Consider the following 24,552-nt stretch of genomic DNA (forward strand, 5'->3'; position numbering starts at 1 on the left):
TTGGGTGTGCCGGCTAAAGAGAATCACGTAATAAAAAGCGCCTGATTATAATAAACCTATCTAAGAAACTGATCACTTTCGATGCAATTTCTCATGTTTCAGGACTAACTTACTAATATATTGCACATTTTATAATCAATTCCAAGTTACTCTGCGCACAGGTTTGTTACCGTCCGGAACGACATTTTGTGCGTCAGGTAACACTTTTATCGGTCAGGGCGCGACATTCTGTTGCCGTCGGGCCGATATCCTCCCAAACCATTCCAACGCAAGCACAACGACCAAACCCGCAAGAGCCATGGTGATAGCCATCAATATCTGCGGGTCCTGGCCATACAGGCTGGCCCAGGTTTCCGGGCCTACCGGAGACTGGCTCACAGCGACTTGTTCACCAGCACTATTGGTGCGCCAACTCAGGGTTTTCTGCCATGGCCATACCTTGCTCAGTGCCCCCACCATAAAGCCCGTCAATAGCGCTAATACGGTGTCGTGAAAATGCCGGAACGCCAGGGTGATTATCCGGGCAACAGACAGAAGCCCAATCAGGCATCCTGCAGCAAACAATCCCAGATGGGCCAGCTCAACGGATTTTATCGCGGCCAGAACCGGCGCATACATCCCGATAATCAACAACAGAAAACTGCCAGAAACGCCGGGCAGGATCATCGCACAGATAGCCAGCGCCCCCGCGCCCAGGAACGCAATGCCCGTTGGCGCCAGCTCACTGGTGGGTAACGTGGTTACCCACCAGGCAAACACGATGCCGCACGCAAGCGGAATCAGCAATACCGGCGCTACCCGGCGAACCTGCTGCCCCACGTGCCAGACAGAGGCAACAATCAAGCCGAAAAAGAAGCTCCAGATTAACACCGGTTGGGTATCCAGAAGCCAGGTGATCAGCGAGGCCAGGCTAACAATACTGGTCAACACACCGGCCAGCAGGCACACCAGGAAGGTACCATCCACCGAGCGCCAGAAGCCGGCCACATCCCCTTTCAGCAGGTTGCGGACAAAAGCCACCGGTGTGGCGCTAATGGCTTCGAGCAGGCGAAAATAGATGCCGGTTATGAATGCAATGGTCCCGCCAGACACCCCCGGCACGATATCCGCTGCCCCCATAGCCATGCCCCGCAGGAAAACCGCTGCAGGATGGTGTTCACGGCTCGTTTCGCTATCGGTGGTGGGCTGCATCAGCGAACAACCCCACCCAGCAAGGGTACAAAATGAACCGGTTCCAGCTCGCGCCGCTCGAAACGGTCACCACGACGGATGATCTCCACCAGAACCTGCTGGTGTTCGCCAACCGGGGCGATCAGTACACCACCATCGGCTAACTGATCGAGCAATTCCTGTGGTACGTCTACCGGCGCAGCGGTCACGATAATGCCGTCAAAAGGCCCCCGCTCGGGCCAACCCATACCACCATCTGCATGCTTGAGCATGACATTACGAATATTGAGCTGCCGCAGCCGGTCCCGGGCCCGCTCCTGCAACGGGCGTATGCGTTCAACACTGTAGATGTCATCGAACAACTGCGACAACACCGTGGTCTGATACCCGGAGCCGGTGCCCAACTCCAGCACTCGAGCAGGCTGATGCGCCAGCATAAGTTCAGTCATGCGGGCAACCGTGTACGGCTGAGACAGGGTCTGGCCATAGCCAATGGGTAGCGAAGTGTCCTCGTAAGCGCGATGGGAAAGAGCTTCATCCAGAAAGATATGCCGGGGAACCTGGCCAATCACCTCCAGAACCCGGTCTGATTCAATGCCTGCTTCCCGTAACCGCTGTACCAGTCGCAAGCGGGTGCGCCTGGAGGTCATACCGATACCTTCAAGTTGGGCGATCACGGTGTCGCCCTCCTGGCACCTTCCAGCCCGTCTACCCAATCCCGCAGCCCTGGCAGTGCTTCGTAACGGGTCATATCAACGTGGACAGGGGTAATGGAAACGTAACCCTCACGTATCGCGTGGAAGTCTGTGCCTGGCCCGGCATCGCCACCCTGGCCCGCGGCACCAATCCAGTAGCGCTGCTTGCCTCGAGGGCAAGTCATCGGAACAGCGCCTTCCGCTCGCTCGCGGTGGCCCAGGCGAGTAACCTGGATACCGGAGATTTCGTGCCAGGGCAGATCCGGAACGTTCACATTGAGGATTGAGCGAGGCCCCAAAGCCAGGGCTCGCTTGTCTTCCAAAAGCAGGCGGACAACCCGCGCAGCGGTGTCGTAATGGAAGTGGCCGTCGTTAACCAGCGACACAGCGATCGCGGGCAGGCCAAGGTGACGCCCTTCGGTGGCTGCCGCCACGGTGCCGGAGTAGATAATATCATCGCCCAGGTTGGCATGGGTGTTGATACCGGAGACCACTCGATCAAAAGGCTGATCGAACAGGCCGTTCACCGCCAGATGCACGCAATCAGTGGGCGTACCATCAACCGAGTGAAACCCATTGGGATGCTCTTCCACCGTCAGCGGGCGGTTCAGCGTCAAGGCATTACTGGCTCCGCTATGATCACGGTCCGGTGCCACCACCTCCAACACACCAAGGCCCCCAAGGCCTTCAAACAGGGCCACAAGACCCGGCGAGTGCACGCCATCATCATTGGACAACAAAATACGCACAGTGTTCTCCGCTAGCTTTCTTGCTTATTATCACGGCTGAGGCTCATGTCCTGCAGCTCAAAAATATCTCCCAGCACCGTGGTGGCATACTGCCCCGGTGGGAGAAAAAACTGTAACCGCAGGGCATTGTCATCCAGCCACTGCCAGCTCAAATGCTCAGGCCGGGTTACCAGCGCCCGACGTTCCGGTTTCATGCGGGTACTGATAAACAGCCGCTCGAACTCCGGGTGTTCCGCAACCACGGTCCGCTCAAGCTCGGCCAGCTCTCCGGTTGCCAGAGTGCCACCATCGCCCCACAACGGTCCGGTGGGACGGTCATCCTCAGAAGGCTCACCGGGCATGCCATTAAACCAGGTGCCTGCTTCAACCCGAGCAGCCAGGACTTCGTTGAACAGCCAGGAACGTGCCGCCGAAAAGTACAATACGTTTTTCGAACCACTTCCGCCACCGCCACGGCGGCCGCCTTTCTTACGGTTCAAGCGGGAAGGGTCAAGATTCACCGCCCGCTCCAGATTGCCGCCGCCAATACCAAACCGCTGCGGCCCGAAATAGTTCGGGGCTCCCCGCTCGCCCAGCAACGTCAGCGCCTGCTCAATGTCCACTCTATTACCGTTGACTTGCCTTAACACCAGGTCAAATTCATTGCCCAGATGCTCGCCCCGGCGAAGCTTGCGGGCATGGCGGCCACTCGCCAGCACTGGCCACCGGCCACCTATGGTTTGCAGCAGCGCGGCATCCTCGGATTCCCGGCCCGGGCAGTAGAGACTGAACCATTGCACCGTAACCGCATGGCGATCCTTCAGGCCGCAAAAGCCCACCTCAAATGCCTTGCAACCCGCCAGGGCTGCCAGCTCGCGAGCAACAAACTCGGTATTGTCGCCAGACTTCTCAAGACGCACGCACAAGTGCTCACCAGCCCCTCCATGTATAGAGCCTGGCAATTCAGAGTCTGGCCAGAGTCTCTCCGCAACTCGGAAATCCTCAGGAACCGACTTTAACTGCGCCTTACCCGGGCGCTTGCCCGAAGGCGTGGGCCACTCAAGCCGCCAGCGGGGCGCACCGTTCTCCTGACTCACATGGCCACCGGTTCGAGCAAACACACTGCCTGGCAGGCAATGCCCTCGCCACGCCCGGTAAAGCCAAGCTTCTCCGTGGTGGTGGCTTTCACACTCACCCGATTCACCGGCACCCCCAGGTCCTCTGCAATATTCAGGCGCATGGCCTCCACATGAGGTGCCATCTTCGGCGCCTGGGCAATAATCGTAGTGTCGACATTCACCACCGCAAAGCCTTCTTCCAATACCCGCTGCATTACCCGCCGCAGTAGATCCCGGCTATCGGCCCCAGCCCACTCGTCGCTGGTATCCGGAAAAAAATGTCCGATGTCCCCCAGCGCCACCGCACCAAGCAGTGCATCCGCCAGCGCATGCAACAACACATCGCCATCCGAATGGGCTTTCAGGCCATGACTATGGGGAATCTCAACACCACCCAGAATGACAGAACTGCCCTCACCAAAGGCATGGACATCAAAGCCCTGACCAATGCGCATCATCGTCTCCGAGAAAAACAGAAATAAACAAGAGGCGGGAAAACCCTACAGCAGGCCCAGAATAAACTCGGCCAGCGCAAGGTCCGAGGGCACCGTAATCTTCAAGTTATCCGGCCGCCCTTCCACCAGAACAGGCATCTTACCGGAAAACTCCATCGCAGAGGACTCATCGGTAACCGACTGGTTATTTTCGAGACAAGACTCCAGGGCCGCCCTGAGCGCACCAAAGCGAAACATCTGCGGCGTCAACGCCCGCCACAACCAACTCCGATCCACCGTCTGCGCCACCTCTGGCGGAACGCCGTCATCCGCCAGCTTCAAAGTATCCGCCACCGGCGCCGCCAGCAGTCCGCCAACCGGGTGCTCAGAAAGGGTATCAATCAGATTGGAAAGATCATCGGCATGCAAACAAGGCCGCGCCGCATCGTGCACCAGCACCCAATCCGACTCATCCGCCTGCTCTGCCAGCGCATGCAACGCCGAAAGCACCGAATCCGCCCGCTCCTTGCCCCCGGTACAACTCTGGATACGATCATCCTGAGACGACTCACTATCCGGCCACCAGTGATCTGCCGGATTCAACGGCACCATACAACCCTTGAACGGCGCGTTATCCAACAAACGGGAGAGCGTGATATCGAGGATAAAACGGTTATTGATCTTGAGGTACTGCTTGGGACATTCAGCTTTCATGCGCTGGCCGATGCCAGCGGCAGGAACAACAAGCCAAAGTTGAGGTTTCATAATCAGAATGCCCGCACTATGTCAGGAGAGCGCCGGGGAGTGTCTCTCCGGGAATTTCGAAGGCTATGGATGGCCTGAGAGAAGCGCACATGGGTGAGGCAAGCGTTAATGAAGCACAGCTTCATGCGCAGCCGAACGACAGCAATCTGTGATTGCTGGCCGGACCCGCTTGCGGGTGCTTGTAGCGTTTCCCGGAAAGAACACCCCCGGCGCTTCTAACTCCAGAACTAATTCTCGACGACCAGAAAAAACGTCTCGTCTTCACGAATAAGCCCGAGATTCATGCGGGCACGCTCTTCCACCGCCCCTTGCTCGTTACGAAGATTCCGCACCTCCGCATAAAGCCGGTCATTACGCACCGCCAACCCGGCATTCTCAGCCCGCTGCTCAGCAATCGCCTGCTCCAACGACCAAACCTGCGCAAAGCTACCCTCCCCGACCCACAGGCGAACCTGCAGCAGGAGAATCAGCACTACCAGAATGGCCCAAAGCGTTTTCATGCCCAAATAGCTCAGAAAATAACCAGATTTATCGAAAGAGTCGAAGGTCAAGTATAGACCTTATAGTAGACTAGCAACAAATTCTTGTAAGTCACTGTACAAAAAGGCCATCGTGTCCGAATTTTCATCCGGAACGCGATGGCCTTAACATTTTGTTACTTACCAGCGAGCGCTGGCAGGTTCAAAAATGTCGCAGGTCTTAACCCTGACCCTTGATCTCGCTCAGGCCACGGTAAGGCGCCTTACCTTCCAGCGCCTCTTCAATACGCAGCAGCTGGTTGTACTTGGCAACCCGGTCTGAGCGACACAGAGAACCCGTCTTGATCTGGCCGGCACAGGTAGCAACCGCCAGGTCTGCAATGGTGGTGTCTTCAGTTTCACCGGAACGGTGAGAAATCACCGCCGTATAGCCGGCGTCCTGAGCCATCTTGATGGCATCCAGGGTTTCGGACAGGCTACCAATCTGGTTGAACTTGATCAGAATAGAATTGCCCACACCCTTCTCGATACCCTGCTTCAGGATCTTGGTGTTGGTGACAAACAGATCATCACCCACCAACTGCACCTTGCTACCCAATTTGTCAGTCAGAATCTTCCAGCCATCCCAATCGCTTTCGTCCATGCCGTCCTCGATGGACACAATCGGATAACGCTCACACAGGCCAGCCAGGTAATCGGCGAAGCCTTCGGAATCAAAGCTCTTGCCTTCACCAGACAGCTGATACTGACCGTCTTTATAGAATTCAGAAGAGGCACAATCCAGCGCCAGGGTTACGTCTTTGCCCAGCTCATAGCCAGCGTCTTCCACAGCTTGCTTGATCGCAGCCAGGGCCGCTTCGTTGGACGGCAGGTTCGGCGCAAAGCCACCTTCATCGCCTACGGCAGTGTTCAGGCCCTGGGCCTTCAGTACTTTCTTCAGGCTGTGGAAAATCTCGGCACCCACACGCAGAGCTTCAGCGAAGCTGGTTACGGAAACCGGCTGGACCATGAATTCCTGGATGTCGACGTTGTTATCCGCGTGCTCACCACCGTTCAGGATGTTCATCATCGGTACCGGCATGGAGAACTTGCCGGAAGTGCCGTTGATGTCAGCAATGTGCTCGTACAGGGGCTTGCCCAGAGAAGCGGCAGCGGCCTTGGCGGCAGCCAGGGAAACCGCCAGGATGGCGTTGGCGCCCAAATTGGCTTTGTTCTCGGTACCGTCCAGGTCGATCATGATCTGGTCCAGGCTACGCTGGTCGGCGGAGTCCTTACCCACCAGGGCATCACGAATCTGGCCGTTGATGGCGTCAACGGCTTTGCGAACACCTTTACCGAGGTAACGGGACTTATCACCGTCACGCAGTTCCAGCGCTTCGCGGGAACCGGTAGAAGCACCAGAGGGTGCACACGCACGCCCCAGGGTTCCGTCTTCCAGGATGACATCGGCTTCTACAGTAGGGTTACCGCGTGAATCCAGAACCTCACGGGCTTTGATGTTGGCAATCTTGGTCATTCGGATAGTTCTCCAGATTTTCTGTATCTAAACGGTTCAAGTTGTAAGTTCAGCCTAGAGCAGGTGGGGGATGGCTTTCCGAAACTGTGCGGAGCCATGGATGGCGGAGCCCAAGCGTCACATGGATGTGCCGAAGGAGCGTGTTTCGGAAAGCCATCCCCCACCTGCTCGTACTCCCGAACAGGACAAAAACGAACACCGCCAATCAGGCGGTGTCGATAGGTGTAAAACTTTTTACCAGGTCGTCTACAGCTTTCACCCGCTGCAGGAACGGCTCCAGCTGGCTCAGGCGCAAGGCACAAGGACCGTCGCATTTGGCGTGATCCGGGTCTGGGTGCGCTTCCAGGAACAGGCCGGCCAGTCCCTGAGACATCCCCGCCAGGGCCAGGTCGGTGACCTGGGCACGCCGGCCGCCTGCTGAGTCTGCTCGTCCGCCGGGCATTTGCAACGAATGGGTCACGTCGAACATCACCGGCACATTCATCGATTTCATGATGCCAAAGCCCAGCATGTCCACCACCAGGTTGTTGTAGCCGAAGCTGCTGCCGCGCTCACACAGGATGATCTGGTCGTTGCCGGCTTCTTCGCACTTGGTGATGATGTGCTTCATTTCCTGGGGCGCCAGGAACTGGGCTTTCTTGATATTGATGACCGCGCCGGTTTTTGCCATGGCCACGACCAGATCGGTCTGCCGGCTCAGAAATGCCGGCAACTGGATGATGTCGCAGACTTTCGCCGCCGGCGCTGCCTGCTCCGGCTCGTGCACATCAGAAATGATCGGCACACCAAACTTGCTTTTGATGTCCGCCAGGATCTGCAACCCCTTCTCGAGGCCAGGGCCCCGGAAGGAGTTGATGGACGAGCGGTTGGCCTTGTCAAAGGAAGCTTTAAAAACGTACGGGATGCCAAGACGACCACAGACATCCACGTACTTTTCAGCAACCTCAAAGGCAAGTTCACGGGATTCAAGCACGTTCATACCGCCAAACAGTACAAACGGGTTGTCGTTGGCAACCTCAATGCCCGAGACGTTTACCTTGCTCTGCGCCATGCTCAGGATCCTTTCCGGTTGGCCAGTGCCGCCTCAACAAAGCCCTTGAACAGCGGGTGGCCGTCACGGGGTGTTGAGGTGAATTCCGGGTGGAACTGACAGGCCACGAACCACGGGTGTTCCGGCGCTTCCACCACTTCAACCAGTTTGCCATCGGCAGAGTGGCCGGAGATTTTCAAACCGGCTTCTTCCAGGCGAGGCAGGAAGTGGTTGTTGACTTCATAGCGGTGACGATGACGCTCGCGAATGGTTTTCTTGCCGTAGCAGGCGGCAATGGTGGAGCCGTCTGTCAGAATGCAATCCTGAGCACCCAGGCGCATGGTGCCACCAAGGTCAGAGGCTTCGGTACGTGCCTCTGTGGCGCCACTGGCATCCAGCCATTCAGTGATCAGACCAACCACCGGCTCCGGGGTGTGCTCACGGAATTCGGTACTGTGGGCATCTTTCAGCCCAGCCACGTTACGGGCATATTCGATAACCGCCACCTGCATACCCAAACAGATACCCAGATAGGGAACCTTGTTTTCACGGGCATACTGAACGGTGCGGATCTTGCCTTCCACGCCACGCTCACCAAAACCACCAGGCACCAGGATGGCATCGGCGGATTCCAGCACACGGGTGCCATCACGCTCGATGTCTTCGGAGTCAATGTAGTTGATATTGACCTTGGTGCGGGTCTTGATACCGGCGTGCAGCAAGGATTCAATCAGGGATTTGTAGGCGTCCAGCAGCTCCATGTATTTACCAACCATGGCGATGGTGACTTCCTGTTGCGGATTCATCAACGATTCCACAACGTCGTCCCACTCGCTCAGGTCTGCCTCACGGGCATCGAGACCGAAGCGTTCGATCACCAGCTGGTCCAGGCCGTATTCGTGCAGCATACGTGGAATGGCATAGATGGACTTGGCATCCTGCATCGGGATGACCGCCCGCTCTTCCACGTTGGTAAACAAGGCAATCTTGCGACGGGAGCTGGCGTCCACTTCATGTTCGGAGCGACACAGCAGGATATCCGGCTGCAGGCCGATGGAGCGCATTTCCTTTACGGAATGCTGGGTCGGCTTGGTTTTGATCTCGCCGGCGGTAGCGATGTAAGGCACCAGGGTCAGGTGCATGAACAACGCGCGCTGTGAACCGACTTCCACCTTCAGCTGACGGCAGGCCTCCAGGAACGGCAGGGATTCGATATCCCCGACCGTGCCGCCCACTTCAATCAGGGCCACGTCGGAGCCGGCTGCGCCTTCCACCACACGGCGTTTGATTTCGTCGGTAATGTGCGGGATCACCTGCACGGTGCCGCCAAGATAATCACCACGACGCTCTTTACGGATAACTTCCTCGTACACCCGGCCGGTGGTGAAGTTATTGCGCTTGCTCATGGGGGTACGAATAAAGCGCTCGTAGTGGCCCAGGTCGAGGTCGGTTTCCGCGCCGTCTTCGGTGACAAAAACCTCACCGTGCTGGAACGGGCTCATGGTGCCGGGGTCCACGTTGATGTACGGGTCCAGCTTGAGAATAGTGACCTTCAGGCCGCGTGCCTCGAGGATGGCTGCCAGTGAGGCAGACGCAATACCTTTGCCTAATGAGGACACGACACCGCCGGTGACGAAAATATAACGCGTCATGCAGATTCCGTGATTATCTGGTTCGGTGAAGGAGGGAGATTGTTCATCTCAAGATGGGTCGCCAGACTACCAGAAAGCCCCCCTGTACTCAATCACAATCCCTCTCCACAATCAGCCGCCAGCCGGTGGCAGGGGCGCTTCCCGAGTATTGTTCAGAACACCACAAATCGCCAGCGGCAATCAGCTCACTGCCACCGGGTGTTTCGTGGTAAACCAGCGGCAGTAAAGCCCTCTCCCAGGGCGGCACTCCTTGCTCCTGCAACCAGGTTTTCAATGATCGAGAGTGCCCGGCCTCTTCAAAGCGAAGCCTTTCGCCGCCCTGCCTCGTAGATACCCGTATTGGCGGGGGCTGCGTTTCCGGTGTATCCGCGGTGGGCACCAGCCTCAATGTCCACGGCCCCCAGTGCAGCGGGCAGCCGGAGCAAAGCCCGACCGACTCCTCCGGCACATCCATGTGTGGCACCAGGTACAAGTGGCCGCGATACCGGCGCAAACTGAAACCAGTACCACGAATCTCCGGCGCCCGGTCTTCGCCGGCCTGAATCAGCTCCGCCAGCGACTGGTCCCAATCGGCCAGGGCAGGCATTTTCCACCCCCGCTGATGTATCCACCACCGAAGCAGATTGCGCTGTTCCAGGGGGCTCAGGGCCTGAATCGAACTCAGCCGGACCCGTCCGGAATCGGAACAAGCCTGCCACTGCAATTTCGCCAGCCGATGATTGAGCGCCTCACTTTCGGCACAGGCCCGGGCACTGTGCTCTACCCGTTTCAGCAGGCCCGGCCAGCGCTCCTTAAGCCCAGGCAGCACCGCATGGCGCAGGTAATTACGATCAAACGCCAGGCTGGTATTGCTGGGGTCTTCGACCCAGGACAGACTGGCGTCCCGGGCCACCTGCTCCAGGCGATCACGACTTACCGCCAGCCAGGGCCGAAACAGCACTCCCTGGCCAAGGGGGCGGCTTTCAGGCATGCCCGCCAGGCCCGTCACACCGGTTCCCCGGAGCAACCGAAACAGCACTGTCTCGACCTGGTCATCAGCATGGTGGGCCATCAACAACAGGTCGCCGGCACCAAGTACCTGCCGAAACACGTCATATCGGGCCGTTCTGGCCGCCTCCTCCAGGCCACCGGAGCCGGTTTCCCCCACGGCAACGTCTACACACTTCACCAAAAGGGGAACAGCCAGCCGCTCACAAAGCGACCGGCAGAATTGTTCAGTCTGCCGGTGATTGGGCTGCAATTGGTGATTTACGTGCAATGCGCAGACGTTGCTATGGCAAGCTGCCACCACATGGAGCAACAGAGCAGAGTCCAGACCACCGCTGAGGGCGACCAGAATACGGGAAGTGTCAGGAAGTGCGCTGACCGGCCCACGCAAGTCGTCGGGCCAGTCAGTTTCCCGGGCGGCGTTACCGCCCGCTTTCATATTTGGTTAAGCGCTCGTACCGGCGAGAGACCAGCTCGTCCAGTGGTAACCGGCTCAGTTCGGCAACGCCGTTGGCCAATCTCGCCTTCAGGGTTTCCGCCATCTTTTCCGGGTTACGGTGGGCACCGCCCAGCGGCTCCTCAATCACGTTATCGGCAACCCCCAGCTCTTTCAGGCGTTGCGCGGTAACACCCATGGCTTCAGCAGCCTGGGCCGCATACTCGGCGCTTTTCCAGAGAATGGAGGCACAGCCTTCCGGCGAAATAACCGCATAGGTGGAGTACTGCAGCATGTTCAACTGATCGCATACGCCGATGGCCAGTGCGCCACCGGAACCACCCTCCCCGATCACCGTTGAGATAATTGGCGTTTTCAGCCGGGACATAACCGCCAGGTTGAAGGCAATGGCTTCACTCTGGCCTCGCTCTTCGGCGCCGATACCGGGGTAGGCGCCCGGCGTGTCAATGAAGGTCAGGATCGGCATATTGAAACGCTCGGCCATTTCCATCAGGCGCAGGGCCTTGCGGTAGCCTTCAGGGCGTGGCATGCCGAAGTTACGTTTGACCTTGTCACGCACTTCGCGGCCTTTCTGATGACCGATCACCATCACCGGCTTGTTATCCAGCCGGGCGGTACCACCCACAATGGACAAATCGTCGGCATAACGGCGATCACCGTGCAGCTCATCGAAGTCATCGAAAATCAGGTCAATGTAATCCTGGGTGTAGGGCCGGCGCGGGTGCCGGGCCAAACGGGCAACATCCCAGGACTGCAGATCAGAAAAGATGCTTTCTGTCAGGCTGACACTCTTTTTCTTCAACCGACTGATTTCATCGGTGATATTGATGTCGGTGTCGTTGCCCACCATGCGAAGCTCTTCAATCTTGGCTTCCAGATCGGCGATCGGCTGTTCGAAATCAAGGTAATTAGGGTTCATGATGTTCCATCATTTGATTGCCAGGCAGGTTTTAACCCGCCAAAACCAGAATTTGGGACAAAGATAGCAGTGCAACCGGCACAGCTAAAGCGGACATTGGTATTAATCATAGACCAGTTCCACGGACTTCTCGCCCACCAGGTGTTTGAGCTCGAACAACAGGTTGTCATCCGGCTGCACGCGCCAGGACTCACCCAGCTCAATACGGGTTCTGGCCTCGGCACTGCTGTATTCGATCCAGACCGGGCTGCCTTCGTTACGGAAGGGGCGCAGGGTATCGTCCAGTTTGTCCAGTAGCCCGTTTTGCAGCTGATCTGCGTGCAACGCCAGCCTGATGCCACGGCTGAACTGCTGCCGGGCGGTGGCCACGTCCATCACCGAACTGACGCGCATCTTCATTTGCCCCGAGTAGTCATCGTGGCTTACCTGCCCTTCTACAACGATTACCTGGTCTGACTGCAGCAACTCCCGGTTCTCGAAAAACGCTTCGGAGAACAGAGTCGCTTCTATCCGGGCGCTGCGGTCATCCAGGGTAATAAAGCACATGGTGGACCCGGTGCGGGTTTTCATGGTGCGCTGGGCCACCACCAGGCCGGCCACCCTCTGCGGGGATTTATTGGGCTTCAGATCCGCGATGGAGTTACGGACAAAGCGCCGGACTTCCCGCTCGTACTCATCAAACGGATGGCCCGTGAGATAGATACCGAGGGTATCTTTCTCGCCCTTGAGGCGTTCTTTTTCCGGCCACTCCCGTACATGAGCCACATCAGCGTATGGGTCTTCACCCTCGCCGCTGCTCTCCAGCATCTCCCCGAACATATCCATCATGCCGGCGGCATCGTTACGGGATTGCTGGTCTGCCTGCTGCACAGCCTTATCGATACTGGCCATCAGCTGCGCGCGGCCGGCGCCCAGTTTGTCCATGGCGCCGGCGCGGATCAGTGCCTCCATGGCACGCTTGTTGACCTTTTTCAGATCCACCCGGCGGCAGAAATCGAAAATATCCTGGAACGGACCGTCTTTCGCTGCCTCGACAATGCTCTCGATCGGGCCCTCACCCAGCCCTTTGATGGCGCCAAGACCATAAACAATCTGCCCGTCATCATTAACGGTAAACGTGTACGCAGAACGGCTGACATCCGGCACCAGCAGGTCCAGCTTCATGTTCCGGCACTCTTCCACCAGCGTGACCACCTTGTCGGTGTTCTGCATATCGGCGGTGAGTACCGCGGCCATGAATTCGGCCGGATAGTGGGCCTTGAGCCACAAGGTCTGATACGACACCAGCGCATAGGCGGCGGAGTGGGATTTGTTGAAACCGTAGCCGGCGAACTTCTCCACCAGATCGAAGATATTCTCCGCCAGGGTTTCGTCGATGCCATTGTTGGCGCACCCCTCCAGGAAGAAGGCTTTCTGCTTGGCCATCTCTTCGGGCTTTTTCTTACCCATCGCCCGACGCAGCATGTCGGCGTTACCCAGGGTGTAGCCCGCCATCACCTGAGCAATCTGCATGACCTGCTCCTGGTAGAGGATAACCCCGTAAGTGGGCTCCAATACCGGCTTCAGGCCTTCATACTGATAATCCGGATGCGGGTACGACAACGGCTGCCGACCATGCTTACGGTCGATAAAGTCGTCTACCATGCCCGACTGCAGCGGCCCGGGACGGAACAGGGCCACCAGGGCGATCATGTCTTCCAGGGAGTCCGGCTGCAGGCGCCGGATCAGGTCTTTCATGCCGCGGGATTCCAGCTGGAAAACGGCAGTGGTTTCCGCCTTTTTGAGCAACTCGAAGGAGCGCTTGTCGTCCAGCGGGATGGTGGCAATGTCCAGTTCTGATTGACCCTGAGCCTGCCGGCGCGGGTTAATCATGTGCAAGGCCCACTTTATGATGGTCAGGGTGCGCAGCCCCAGGAAGTCGAACTTCACCAGGCCCGCGTCTTCCACATCGCCTTTGTCAAACTGGGTGACCAGGCTGCCGCCTTCGTCGTCACAGTACAGGGGCGAGAAATCGGTAATTTTGGTAGGCGCAATCACCACGCCACCGGCGTGCTTGCCAGCGTTACGGCATACGCCCTCAAGCTTGAGGGCCATCTCCCAGATTTCCTGGGCTTCTTCGTCCTGCTCCAGGAACTCCTTGAGCTGTGGCTCCTGCTCGATGGCCTTGTTGAGGGTCATGCCCACTTCAAATGGAATCAGCTTGGACAGCTTGTCGGCCAGACCGTAGGACTTGCCCTGTACCCGCGCCACATCCCGCACCACCGCCTTGGCCGCCATGGTACCGAAGGTAATGATCTGTGAAACCGCTTCCCGGCCGTATTTCTCAGCCGTGTATTCAATCACCCGGTCCCGGCCTTCCATGCAGAAATCGACGTCAAAGTCGGGCATGGACACCCGTTCCGGGTTCAGGAACCGCTCGAACAGCAGGTCGTACTCCAGTGGGTCCAGGTCGGTAATCAGCAGCGCGTAGGCCACCAGGGACCCGGCACCGGAACCCCGGCCGGGCCCTACCGGTACACCGTTGTTCTTGGCCCACTTGATAAAGTCCATAACGATCAGGAAGTAGCCGGGGAAGCCCATTTGAATGATGATGTCCAGCTCGAACTTCAGGCGCTTGTAATACTCTTCCCGCTTCTGGTCATACTCCGGATCATCCTTGCTCAGGATGGTTTCCAGGCGCATCTCCAGACCCTCCTCGGACACATGCCGGAAGTACTCGTCCATGGTCATGCCATCGGGAATCGGGTAGTTCGGCAGGAAGTATTCGCCCATCCGGACCTTCACCGAACAGCGGCGGGCAATCTCGAACGTGTTTTCAACGGCTTCGGGGATGTCCGAAAACAGTTCGATCATCTCTTCCGCGCTGCGAAGATACTGCTGGTCGCTGAATCGCCGGTCCCGACGGGGGTCATCCAGTGTTCGGCTCTCACCGATACAGACCCTGGCCTCGTGGGCTTCGAAATCGTCCGCCGTCAGGAAGTGCACATCGTTGGTGGCAACCACCGGCAGGCCCAATTCAGCAGCCAGCTCGACGCTCAGGTGCAGACAATCCTCATCACCTGCCCGCTCGGTACGCTGCAGCTCCAGGTAGTAGCTGCCCGGATACAAATTCTTCCAGTATTGAGCCCGCTCCCGGGCCAGTTCCGACTTGCCCGCCAGCAGGGCCTTGCCCACATCGCCCATTTTGGCGCCGGAAAGCGCAATCAGACCCGCCGCGCGGGCTTCCAGCCAGGCTTTCCGGATAATCGGCTTGCCATAGCGCTGGCCCTCGGTGTAGCCCAGGGAAATGATTTCGGTAAGGTGCAGATAGCCTTTCTCATCCCGCGCCAGCAAGGTGAGCCGGAACGGGTTTTCCGGCTCGTCCGGGTTTTCCAGCCAGAGATCGGCACCGATAATCGGCTTCACCCCGGCACCCATGGCCGCCTTGTAAAAGCGCACCAGCGAGCACATGTTGGATTGTTCGGTGAGCCCCACGGCCGGCATGCCCAACTCGGCCACACGGCTGATCAGTGGCTTGACCCGCACCAGGCCATCCACCATGGAGTATTCGGAGTGTACGCGAAGATGTACGAACGTTTGTGCCATGGTCAGCTACCGATCAGTTGCATCAGATCTTCTTCGGTTTGGGGACCAAAGCGTGTTTCTATCAGTTTGCCCGCCGGGTCGACCACGAAGGTGGCGGGCAGTGCCATCGGCATCTCCCAGCCAAAGTCGGGGCCCGGATCCTGGCCCAGCATGGTGAATTCGATGCCCATTCTCTGGCCCAGGTCCACCAGCGCGGCGCCTTCAACGCCGTCAAAATTGACGCCCAGCACCGAAATTCTCGGTGACTTGTCGAGGTGATTCAATTCCGGGATCTCCTCCAGGCAGGGCTTGCACCATTCGGCCCAGTAGTTAACCAGCACCCACTGGCCACGGTAACTGTCCCAGTCCACCGCCACACCATCGGCACGTTGCAACTCCGTTCTCTCGCAACCCGCCAGGGCCAGCACCATAATAACGGCTGGAATCAGCAGCAAGTGCCTGGGCCATTCAGAAACCTTGGGACGGGGAACGGAAGGGTGCCGAGGGTACTGCAAGGTAAATCCTCCTGTTAGACTACGGCCCTCGCTAAAGACCGTATTCATCACTGTTAACCGGGCATGACCATGACAGAACCAACCCGCATTTTCCATAACCCACGGTGTTCAAAATCACGCCAGACCCTTGAGTTGCTTCAGCAAAAGGGTATCGAGCCGGAGATTATACGCTACCTCGAGACACCACCGACAGAGCAGGAACTGTTACACATTCTTGATCTACTGGGTTGTGAACCGCGCCAGCTCATGCGCACGAAGGAATCCGAGTACAGAGAACTTGGCCTGAACGCCCCGGAACTGACCCGGGAAGAACTGGTCAAGGCCATGGTAAATACCCCGAAACTGATCGAACGCCCTATCGTTCTGGCCAATGGAAAGGCAGCCCTCGGGCGTCCGCCAGAAAAGGTACTGGATATTCTTTGAGCTACCCCCTTGGAGCAAATATGAGTAACGCTACACCGTACGTTCTTGTTCTTTACTATAGCCGGAACGGCCAGACCGCCGAGATGGCCAATCAGATTGGCCGCGGCGTCGCCCGGGCGGAGGGCATCGAGGCGAAAATCCGCACGGTTCCACCAGTGTCACCAGACACCAACGCCAGCCTGCCACCGGTGCCGGACAGCGGCGCCCCTTACGCCACCCGTGAAGATCTCGCAAACTGCGCCGGGCTGGCCCTGGGCAGCCCTACCCGGTTTGGCAATATGGCGGCCCCGCTCAAACACTTTCTCGATGGTACCGGCGATTTATGGCTTAACGGCAAGCTGGTTGGTAAACCTGCGGGCGCCTTCACCTCTACCGGCAGCCTGCATGGCGGCCAGGAAACCACCTTGCTGACCATGATGATGCCATTGCTGCACCACGGCATGGTACTGTGCGGATTGCCTTACTCCGAAAGTGCCCTGAATGAGACCTCGACCGGCGGCACACCCTACGGCCCCACCCACTGGGCAGGCACCGGGGCACAGCAAGCGCTGAGTGACCATGAAAAGACCCTGTGCCAAGCCTTTGGTGAGCGCATCGCCCGGCTGGCGCTCAAACTGGCCAGTTGACGACTAACTACTCCTGATTTCTCAACCATCCGGAACCATCTATGATCAAGAATGAAAAAGCAAAAACCACGGCCCGCCTGACCATTGCCCTGTACCTTGCGGTCCTGGCTACCTTGCTGGTGACCACCTTCTACCCGGCGCCAGTAGAAGGCGTGTCCATTCCCCTGATGCTGACCGTCAAACTACTGCCGCTGCTGGCGTTTGCAGTACCGGTATTCCGGGGGCACAATCGCGGGTACATCTGGATGGCCTTCGTGGTGATTTTTTATTTCACACAGGCCGTGGTCTCCGCCTGGCTGAGCGAAGGAGCCCCAGGCCCGATGATTCTCACAGTGCTTACATTCCTACTGTTCACCGTCGCCATGGTTCACCTGAAAGTAAACCGGCCGGTTGCCAACTGAGTGCCCACAACCCTCGGAGAGCACAACGATGGCTGATCAAGCGCCCCCATGCCAGCACCACCACATCGGCACACCCTCACCCTGCGAGACATCTGCTCTGCCCTGGTGGAAAGTGGCGAAATCAGCCAGCAGGATGCTGAGAAGGTGCTCACGGCCAACCTGGGGGCCGCTACCCAGGACGGACGAACTTCTCCGCGGCACCCCCTGGAACTGGTTGCCATTGCCAGCATTACCAGCCTCAGGGATGGCCGAACCCTGGATCTTGATCGACTGACCAGCTGGCTGGCCCGATGGGCAGGCCAGGATTACTACCACATAGACCCGCTCAAGATCGACACGCCGGCCATCGCCCGGGTGATGTCCTACGCCTTTGCCCAGCGCCACGGCATTCTGGCGGTAGAGATACGCCAGGATGAAGTGCTGATTGCCAGCACAGAACCATTCAAAACCGAATGGGAAAGCAACCTTCGGCAGGCCGTTCGCAAGGACATTCGCCGTGTCGTTGCCAACCCGGAAGACATCCGGCGCTACACGGTGGAGTTTTACCAGCTCGCCAATTCCGTGAGCAAGGCCAGCGGCAGCCAGGCCCCGGGTGCCGCCAGCAATCAGAATTTCGAACAACTGCTAGACATAGGTTCCAACGAAAATCCGGATGCCAATGACCAGCACGTGGTCAAGATTGTCGACTGGCTGTTGCAGTATGCCTTTGACCAGCGCGCCTCAGACATTCACATCGAACCGCGCCGGGCGGTCACTCAGGTGGGTTTTCGTATTGATGGCGTGTTGCATAACGTCTATGAGTTTCCGGAACATGTCGGGGTGGCGGTCACCAGCCGTCTGAAAATTCTCGGGCGCCTGAATGTGGCCGAGAAGCGCCGCCCCCAGGACGGCCGAATCAAAACCCGGAAACCCGATAACAGCGAGGTGGAGTTGCGTCTGGCCACCATGCCCACCGCCTTTGGCGAGAAGATGGTGATGCGGATTTTTGATCCGGAGGTGCTGCTGAAATCCTTCGAGCAGCTGGGCTTCAGTAAAGAAGACCGGGAGCGCTGGCAGGCCATGACCGCCCGCCCACATGGCATTGTACTGGTGACCGGCCCTACCGGTTCCGGCAAGACCACCACCCTGTACTCCACCCTCAAACAGCTGGCGTCGCCGGAACTGAACATCTGCACCATTGAAGACCCCATTGAGATGGTGGAGCCAGCGTTCAACTAGATGCAGGTGCAGACCAACATCGACCTGACGTTCGCCCACGGCGTTCGGGCCCTGTTACGGCAAGACCCCGATATCATCATGATTGGTGAAATCCGCGACCTGGAAACCGCCGAGATGGCCGTGCAGGCGGCATTGACCGGCCACCTGGTGCTCTCCACCCTGCACACCAACGACGCCCCGAGTGCCATTACCCGACTGATGGAACTGGGCATCCCGCCCTACCTGATCCGGGCCACGGTGCTGGGGGTGATGGCCCAGCGCCTGGTCCGCACCCTGTGCCCCCACTGCAAGGCCCCGGGTGAGGCCGACGAGCAGGCCTGGCAAACACTGACTCGCCCCTGGAAAGCGCCGGTTCCCCGCCAGTTTTATCATCCGGTGGGTTGCCTCGAATGCCGCAATACCGGCTATATGGGCCGCGCCGGGGTCTATGAAATCATGACGCTTTCCGACCACCTGACGCGCCAGTTCAATGATCGCTGCGAGCTCGAGCAGTTAAGGCTGGATGCCTACAAAGAAGGCATGAAATCCCTGCGGCTGAGTGGTGCACAGAAAGTGGCCTCCGGCCAGACCACCGTTGAGGAAATCCTGCGGGTGACCCCGGAAAGCCAGCGCTGAACCCGCGTTAACCCGGGCGCAGACCGCACTGCTCCAGCAGTTCCTGCCAGTGCCGGGTGTGCCGCATCATGGCCTGGTCCAGCTCCCGCCAGAGGCTGGCTTCCGCATCGGCTGATAAATGGCGCTGGTACCAGTCCTGAAAGCTCGCCGGCATAACGGCAGTTTGCTGGTCCGCCAGCTCGGCCAGAGCCCCGATCAGCGAATCCCGGGCCTGGCTGACATCGCTCATGTAGGGCTGGATTTCACCAATGTACACATTGAAGAAGAAATTTCGGACGATTTCCGATTGATTATTCGGCCGGCCATTCAGACATAGTGGACGCTCATCAAGGCGCGCTTTCAGGGTCTCTGTTCCTGCATTGAGGGTTGCAATCATCAGCCGGGCGCTGTTGATCACCTGCCCGGCGCGAAACTCCGATTGCCAGCGTTGGTGCACTCCGCCAAGTGCATCGAGGGGAACATCGAGCTGCTGGACCGACAAATCCGATACGGCCTGGTTCAACTGGCCCAGATCCCGCACCAGATCAGACACCGGGTTTCCCTCCGCGGCCACAGGATAAAACCCTTTGGACAGGGTCAACAGGCGCTCAATCTCTTCCGTTCCCCAGGTGGCATTCCATATGGCCACCTGCAATGATGCCCGCTTGCTCTCGACCGCATCCTGAAGGGCTTTCTCCAGGCGCTCGTCGTCGATCTCTGCCATGCAGTCTTCCGCGGCTCGGATAAACCGGACCTCGTAACGCAGCCGGTTAAGAGGCTGCATCACCCGGCCCATCACCGAATTTCGCTCGCCAACCACATACTGAAGTTCACACCCGTACAGCGACAGAAAGTCCAGCATGCCCAGATCCAGCTCAGGCATATCAATCACACGTTCGCGGCGACGGGGTACGGTGGAAGCAGGAGGAAGATCAGAGGGCACCGATACCGGTGGCGTATCCAGTACCCGGCCCAGACGCTCCAGGTACTCTTCCATCATCGGCTCGGCTTCGGAGAACGGATTGCAGCCGGCAAGAAACAAGGCACAAACACCCGGAATAAGCCATTTCAGACATGAATTACCGGGCATTCGACCACCTCCTAACGTTTACGCAGTAGCGCGTCTACCTCCGCAAAATCACGGGCAACAGGCCGGCCGGTATCCGGGAGTTCCCCGTCACGCACCAGCCAGACGGTTTTCAGGCCCGCCTCTTCAGCCGCCGCAAGCTCGGCTTCCACGTCCGACAGGAACAGCACGGTCGCCGGCTCTACACCCAGCTCGGCAAGAATATTGCGGTAAGACTCTGCTTCTTTTTTGCCGCCCACACCGGTGTCGAAGTATCCGGAGAAAAACGGCGTAAAGTCGCCCTCGTTACTGAAACCAAAAATCAGTTTCTGGGCCTTCACGGAACCAGAGGAATATACGAACAGCCTCAGCCCCCGATCATGCCAGCGCTGAAGATAATCCGCCGCATCCGGGTATATATCGCCCTTCAGCTCTCCGCTGTGGTAGCCCTGCTCCCAGACCATACCCTGCAATGCCTTGAGCGGCCCCTCTTTGCGGTCCTCGCTTATCCAGGCCTGGAGGACATCAATCAGGCCTTCTACATCCTTGCTATCGACACCACTTTTTTCGGCAACCAGGGCCAGCTGCTCAGCCACAGCCGGTGTGGTGTGATGGTTCGTGCGTATAAAGTCCGGCAGGTGCTTGCTCGCGTAGGGAAACAGCACATCGTGCACGAACGAGATCGAGCCGGTCGTGCCCTCTATATCGGTCAGAACTACCCGAATCATCCCGCCACTCCCGCGAGCCCTTCGTAGCGGGGCAGCCGACTGGCGATATCCTCACCAGTAAAGCTCGCCACCCAGCCTTCGGGGTTGGTGAACAACCGAATGCAGGTGAATTGAGGCTCTGGGCCCATATCAAACCAGTGGCGCGTGCCATCCGGTACACTGATCAAATCGTTCTGCTGGCACAACAGGGCGTACACCTGGTCGCCGAAGTGCAGATAGAACAGGCCCTGGCCCCGCACGAAGAAGCGCACTTCATCCTCGCTGTGGGTATGCTCGTCCAGAAACTTCTGGCGAAACGCCTCCTTTTGCGGGTTGTCCGGGTTAAGACTGACAACATCGGCGGTCTGGAAGCCGCATTCCTGCTTCAGGCGCTCTACCTCCTCGCTGTAGGCCTCCAGGATCTGCTCCTGGCTGGCATCCGCCGGCAAATCGCGGGTTGGCCACTGCTCGAAACGCACACCGTGGCCGGCCAGCGTATCGCTGATAGCACCGGGGTCAGTCATCACGGTCTGGGCCTCGTCCGGCTGGCTTTGGTGGAATATGCTCAGGGTAGTCATGGGCGGACCCTCATGGTTTCAAGTTCACATTCAAAGAGGAATTCGAAGGCTTCGACATGGCGCAGGCAATCGGCCATGCTCTTGCCCCAGGTGTAGAGGCCGTGGCCGCGAATCAGGTAACCCGGTTGTTCCGGATGGGCCAGAAACCAGGCCCTGGTGTCTTCGGCCAACGCTGGAATGTCCTGGGTGTTGTCGAAAACCGGAATGCTCAGCGCACTCTCGTGGGTCTCAACACCGGAAAATGCTTTCTGCAGCTCGTAGCCTTCAAGCTCCAGCGACTGACCGGCGGCAATCAAACGGCTCAACACCGTGGCTTTTACGGAATGGGTGTGCAAGACGGCACCGGCCTCCGGGAACACCTGGTAAAGCACCGTATGCAAAAGGGTTTCTGCGGAGGATTTACACTGGCTTTGAACCGGCCGGCCGTCAAGATCAACCACCATGACGTCCGCGGTGGTCAGCTGCCCTTTGTGGCGGCCAGACACCGTAATGGCCACATGGTCACTGTCGATCCGCGCAGAATAATTGCTGCTGGTGGCGGGTGACCAGCCACGGCTGTACAGGAACTGGCCTGCGTCAACGATGGACTGGGCCGCTGTGGCGTATCGGGTTACATCAAACACACGCATTCTCCCCGTTGAAACGTGCCCTGCCGGGCACGCGATGACCGCAATTATAGGACGGCCATCGCTCCCGGAAAACCGCTTTGGCTCAGGCCGTCAACGGCAGGCGGCGCTGGCGCTTTCCGGTCAAGGCAAACAAGGCATTGCCCAGGGCGGGAATCACCGGGGGCACGCCTGGCTCACCGACACCGGTCGGGGCTGCCTCGCTGTCGACAATATCCACCACCACTTCTGGTGTCTGGTGCATCTGCATCAAGCGGTAGTCGTGGAAATTGCTCTGCCGGATCTCTCCGTTGTCGAAGTTGATCTCACCGAAGAGCGCGGCGGTCAGGCCAAAGAGGATGCCACCCTCGATCTGGTCTTCAACAATCCGGGGGTTAACAACCTGGCCGCAATCCACACTGCAGATCACCTTGTACACCCGTATTTCGCCGTTCTCGATTCCGGCTTCAACCACCTGGGCCACGTAGGTCCCAAAACTTTTGAACAGGGCAAGCCCCCGGGCCCGGCCTTCCGGAGCGGGCTGACCCCAATCCGCCAGCCGGGCGGCGCGCTCGAGCACCTGACGGTGGCGTGGCTCGGCATCCAGCATTTTCAGGCGGAACTGCAACGGGTCTTCACTCGACTCATGGGCCAGCTCATCCATGAAGGTTTCCACCGCAAACCCGTTGTGGGAATAGCCCACCGAGCGCCACCAGGTGATGGGCACGCCGGGATCGGTATGGGTATGGCGAACGCTGACGTTAGGCACCTGGTACGGGTACTCGATAGCGCCTTCAATGGCCGAAATATCTTTAGGCGTGGCAATCCCCTCCGCCATCAGGCCTACACTCCCCAGGGTATCGTAGAGGAACTTCGGCGCCCAGGGATACTGCGCAGGTGCGGCGTTGCGCACGTACCAGTCCAGAACCTGCGGGCCAACGATCTGGTGGTGCCATCCAGTCAGCTCACCTTCGTTCAGGCTGCCTTTCATCCGGTGCAACATGGCGGGGCGCAGGAATCCGTGGCGGGTATCTTCTTCCCGTGACCAGATCAGCTTGACCGGAACCTTCAGTTGATAGGCCACCGCTGCGGCTTCTTCAATATAGTCCTGGGTGAGGCGACGGCCGAACCCGCCGCCAAGGAATGTGGTGTGAATAGTGATCTTGCCCGGTGACAGATCGGTATGACGGGCCGCCGCAATGCGACCCAGGTCTGGCGCCTGGGTGGGTGCCCAGACATCCATTCCACCATCGCGATACCAGGCCGTGGCATTCATCGGCTCCATGGTGGCATGAGCCAGGTAGGGCTGCTCGTACTCGGCCTCTACCACCTGCTTTGCACGCTCGGCTGCCTTTTCTACATTTCCCTCACTGCGCTCTTTGACCCCGGGGTCTTTACTGGCAGCCTGTCGGTAACTGTCAAAAACAGCCTCTGTATTGGTGTCCAACGCGCCGGAGAAGTCCCACTCTACCCGCAATTTCTGCTGGGCCTTTCTTGCCTGCCAGTAGCGCTGGGCAACCAGGGCAACGCCGCGTTCCGTGATAAATGCATCGGTCACACCTGGCATACCGATAACTTCATCCCGGTTGAAGCTGCTGGCCTTACCGCCATAGCGGGGGCTTCGGGTCATCACCGCATAGACCATGCCCGGAAGCTCAACGTCCATCCCGTAAACAGCGGTACCCGTCGCCTTGGCACGGGCATCCAGCTTGCCGCCCTTGCGGCCGATGTATTTCCATTCGGAGCGGGGCTTGAGGGACACCTTGCCCCGGATAACTTCCCGGTCCGCCAGCTCCACCAATTGGCCGTAACGTAACGAATCAAGTCCGTTAGGATGCACTACCCGGCCATCCTGGGTAGTGCACTGTTCCGCGTCTACTTCCCATACCCGGGCAGCCGCCATCACCAACATCTGCCGGGCCTGCGCACCGGCAACCCTCAGCGGTTCCCAACTTGTGGCCAGACTGGTGCTTGCACCGGTCAGCTGCAAACCAAACAGGGGGTTTCGGTATTCCGGCGCTACCGGGGCAAATCTGACCTTGATCCGGCCAGGTTCTACATCCAGCTCTTCTGCCACCAGCGTGGTCAAACCGGTGTAGGTGCCCTGCCCCATTTCAACCCGGGCCAGGGTAAAGATGATGTCGTCATCACGGGTCAACTCCAGCCAGATATCGGGCTTCCACTCCCCGGTCTCGGGCTGGTACCCGGTCTGGACAGAGGCACATCCCGGAATAGACACCGCCAGTATCAAGCTGCCTGAAGCACCCGTACTGACTTTGAGAAAATCACGACGATTCATGGTCAT

At 58.5% G+C, this 24,552-nt stretch carries 22 protein-coding genes and 1 pseudogene; 4 read left to right on the forward strand and 19 right to left on the reverse strand.

Translation table 11 applies throughout. The annotated features are described in order from the left end of the window. Positions 1-213 precede the first annotated feature (213 nt). The 14 genes from ACTZWX_RS16270 to ACTZWX_RS16335 all read right to left on the reverse strand — a co-directional run bounded on the left by ACTZWX_RS16270 (position 214) and on the right by ACTZWX_RS16335 (position 16,029). Positions 214-1,191: a DUF368 domain-containing protein gene (locus tag ACTZWX_RS16270; RefSeq protein WP_444714799.1), complete on the reverse strand. Its 978-nt coding sequence runs from the start codon at positions 1,189-1,191 to the stop codon at positions 214-216. Continuing rightward, on the reverse strand, positions 1,191-1,847 hold the full coding sequence (locus tag ACTZWX_RS16275; RefSeq protein WP_444714800.1) for a protein-L-isoaspartate(D-aspartate) O-methyltransferase: 657 nt from the start codon (positions 1,845-1,847) through the stop codon (positions 1,191-1,193). Before ACTZWX_RS16275 ends, ACTZWX_RS16270 begins: the two co-directional genes overlap by 1 nt. After that, complete coding sequence (gene surE, locus ACTZWX_RS16280) at positions 1,844-2,614, reverse strand: 5'/3'-nucleotidase SurE (protein WP_444714801.1); 771 nt, start codon at positions 2,612-2,614, stop codon at positions 1,844-1,846. The genes ACTZWX_RS16275 and surE overlap by 4 nt, the downstream gene beginning before the upstream one ends. Before the next feature lie 11 nt (positions 2,615-2,625). Beyond that, a complete protein-coding gene (gene truD, locus ACTZWX_RS16285; protein ID WP_444714802.1) occupies positions 2,626-3,690 on the reverse strand; it encodes a tRNA pseudouridine(13) synthase TruD in 1,065 nt (354 codons plus the stop codon). Then, on the reverse strand, positions 3,687-4,166 hold the full coding sequence (gene ispF / locus ACTZWX_RS16290) for a 2-C-methyl-D-erythritol 2,4-cyclodiphosphate synthase (RefSeq protein ID WP_061332665.1): 480 nt from the start codon (positions 4,164-4,166) through the stop codon (positions 3,687-3,689). The genes truD and ispF overlap by 4 nt, the downstream gene beginning before the upstream one ends. A 45-nt stretch (positions 4,167-4,211) precedes the next feature. Continuing rightward, positions 4,212-4,910, reverse strand: coding sequence for a 2-C-methyl-D-erythritol 4-phosphate cytidylyltransferase (gene ispD, locus ACTZWX_RS16295; protein ID WP_444714803.1), 699 nt, complete (start codon positions 4,908-4,910; stop codon positions 4,212-4,214). A gap of 227 nt (positions 4,911-5,137) precedes the next feature. After that, entirely contained in the window at positions 5,138-5,410 is a 273-nt protein-coding gene (locus tag ACTZWX_RS16300) for a septum formation initiator family protein (protein ID WP_444714804.1), read from the reverse strand. 199 nt (positions 5,411-5,609) lie between these two features. Next, entirely contained in the window at positions 5,610-6,905 is a 1,296-nt protein-coding gene (gene eno / locus ACTZWX_RS16305) for a phosphopyruvate hydratase (RefSeq protein WP_444714805.1), read from the reverse strand. A gap of 205 nt (positions 6,906-7,110) precedes the next feature. After that, entirely contained in the window at positions 7,111-7,956 is an 846-nt protein-coding gene (kdsA, locus tag ACTZWX_RS16310; RefSeq protein WP_444714806.1) for a 3-deoxy-8-phosphooctulonate synthase, read from the reverse strand. A gap of 2 nt (positions 7,957-7,958) precedes the next feature. Further along, positions 7,959-9,587, reverse strand: coding sequence for a CTP synthase (locus tag ACTZWX_RS16315; protein ID WP_444714807.1), 1,629 nt, complete (start codon positions 9,585-9,587; stop codon positions 7,959-7,961). An 88-nt stretch (positions 9,588-9,675) separates the two neighbouring features. After that, complete coding sequence (gene tilS, locus ACTZWX_RS16320; RefSeq protein ID WP_444714808.1) at positions 9,676-11,013, reverse strand: tRNA lysidine(34) synthetase TilS; 1,338 nt, start codon at positions 11,011-11,013, stop codon at positions 9,676-9,678. Next, positions 10,997-11,950: an acetyl-CoA carboxylase carboxyl transferase subunit alpha gene (gene accA, locus ACTZWX_RS16325; RefSeq protein WP_444714809.1), complete on the reverse strand. Its 954-nt coding sequence runs from the start codon at positions 11,948-11,950 to the stop codon at positions 10,997-10,999. Before accA ends, tilS begins: the two co-directional genes overlap by 17 nt. Positions 11,951-12,052: 102 nt before the next feature. After that, on the reverse strand, positions 12,053-15,535 hold the full coding sequence (gene dnaE, locus ACTZWX_RS16330; RefSeq protein WP_444714810.1) for a DNA polymerase III subunit alpha: 3,483 nt from the start codon (positions 15,533-15,535) through the stop codon (positions 12,053-12,055). Positions 15,536-15,537: 2 nt separating this feature from the next. Then, positions 15,538-16,029, reverse strand: coding sequence for a TlpA family protein disulfide reductase (locus ACTZWX_RS16335; protein WP_444714811.1), 492 nt, complete (start codon positions 16,027-16,029; stop codon positions 15,538-15,540). 69 nt (positions 16,030-16,098) lie between these two features. On the opposite strand from ACTZWX_RS16335, the gene arsC reads away from it, so the two are divergent. The 4 genes and pseudogenes from arsC (at position 16,099) to ACTZWX_RS16355 (ending at position 19,312) form a co-directional block, all read left to right on the forward strand. After that, positions 16,099-16,452, forward strand: coding sequence for an arsenate reductase (glutaredoxin) (arsC, locus tag ACTZWX_RS16340; RefSeq protein WP_072677017.1), 354 nt, complete (start codon positions 16,099-16,101; stop codon positions 16,450-16,452). Between the two features lie 20 nt (positions 16,453-16,472). Then, the gene (gene wrbA / locus ACTZWX_RS16345) at positions 16,473-17,078 is read left to right on the forward strand and encodes an NAD(P)H:quinone oxidoreductase (protein ID WP_342630641.1); all 606 of its coding nucleotides are present in this window, start codon (positions 16,473-16,475) and stop codon (positions 17,076-17,078) included. 41 nt (positions 17,079-17,119) lie between these two features. Next, positions 17,120-17,479, forward strand: coding sequence for a DUF2069 domain-containing protein (locus ACTZWX_RS16350; RefSeq protein WP_152438420.1), 360 nt, complete (start codon positions 17,120-17,122; stop codon positions 17,477-17,479). Between the two features lie 48 nt (positions 17,480-17,527). Continuing rightward, positions 17,528-19,312: pseudogene (locus ACTZWX_RS16355) on the forward strand (GspE/PulE family protein). A 7-nt stretch (positions 19,313-19,319) separates the two neighbouring features. On the opposite strand, the gene ACTZWX_RS16360 reads toward ACTZWX_RS16355, so the two are convergent. The 5 genes from ACTZWX_RS16360 to ACTZWX_RS16380 all read right to left on the reverse strand — a co-directional run bounded on the left by ACTZWX_RS16360 (position 19,320) and on the right by ACTZWX_RS16380 (position 24,552). Then, the gene (locus ACTZWX_RS16360) at positions 19,320-20,381 is read right to left on the reverse strand and encodes a DUF3080 domain-containing protein (protein WP_444714812.1); all 1,062 of its coding nucleotides are present in this window, start codon (positions 20,379-20,381) and stop codon (positions 19,320-19,322) included. Between the two features lie 11 nt (positions 20,382-20,392). After that, positions 20,393-21,085 (reverse strand): acireductone synthase, encoded by a 693-nt coding sequence (mtnC, locus tag ACTZWX_RS16365; protein WP_444714813.1) that lies wholly within the window; start codon positions 21,083-21,085, stop codon positions 20,393-20,395. Then, on the reverse strand, positions 21,082-21,642 hold the full coding sequence (locus tag ACTZWX_RS16370; RefSeq protein WP_444714814.1) for a 1,2-dihydroxy-3-keto-5-methylthiopentene dioxygenase: 561 nt from the start codon (positions 21,640-21,642) through the stop codon (positions 21,082-21,084). Before ACTZWX_RS16370 ends, mtnC begins: the two co-directional genes overlap by 4 nt. Continuing rightward, a complete protein-coding gene (locus ACTZWX_RS16375) occupies positions 21,639-22,265 on the reverse strand; it encodes a methylthioribulose 1-phosphate dehydratase (protein WP_444714815.1) in 627 nt (208 codons plus the stop codon). Before ACTZWX_RS16375 ends, ACTZWX_RS16370 begins: the two co-directional genes overlap by 4 nt. A gap of 88 nt (positions 22,266-22,353) precedes the next feature. Then, entirely contained in the window at positions 22,354-24,552 is a 2,199-nt protein-coding gene (locus ACTZWX_RS16380) for a molybdopterin cofactor-binding domain-containing protein (protein WP_444714816.1), read from the reverse strand.

Source organism: Marinobacter sp. NSM (assembly GCF_052380025.1).
GTDB lineage: Bacteria > Pseudomonadota > Gammaproteobacteria > Pseudomonadales > Oleiphilaceae > Marinobacter.